The sequence below is a fragment of the Pseudoalteromonas sp. GW168-MNA-CIBAN-0100 genome (assembly GCF_040309225.1).
In the GTDB taxonomy this organism is placed as follows: domain Bacteria; phylum Pseudomonadota; class Gammaproteobacteria; order Enterobacterales; family Alteromonadaceae; genus Pseudoalteromonas; species Pseudoalteromonas arctica.
The window spans coordinates 1-396 of the sequence record NZ_JBEOOL010000178.1 but is presented as its reverse complement, the minus strand read 5'-3'; the positions used below and the strand labels follow the sequence as shown (position 1 = coordinate 396).

1 protein-coding gene is annotated in these 396 nt (G+C 34.3%); it reads right to left on the bottom strand.

Annotation, left to right across the window (positions count from 1 at the left end):
• Positions 1 to 116: 116 nt before the first annotated feature.
• The coding region (locus tag AAEY62_RS20600; protein WP_350636111.1) for a cytochrome b at positions 117 to 396 on the bottom strand (280 nt) is incomplete at its 5' end.

Here is a 396-nt window from a genome sequence, read left to right as displayed (position 1 = left end):
ATTTTTTTACTGCTTGGTGGAATACTGGGTAATAAGCTGCAACATGCTGTTATTAAATAATACCTTTTATAATTAAAATGCCGACTTAAATTATAAGTCGGCACTTTTACTAACCGTTATTTTTTAAACAGTATACGTTTAAGTGTATTGTCTTTAATAATATAATGATGCAGAAGTGCTGCGCTGGCATGTAATGCAATTAAGTAATAACCAAGTACGCCCGTTGTTTCGTGTAGGTATTTAATTTGCTTTGCCAGATCAGTGTTTTTTGCCGCTAATGCGGGTAATTCAAAACCATAAAAAGGGATTGGCGCATCAAATAAACTCAGCATAAACCAACCTGCCAAAGGCATTGCAAACATAAAAACATAAAGTGCAATGTGCGTAATACTAGCT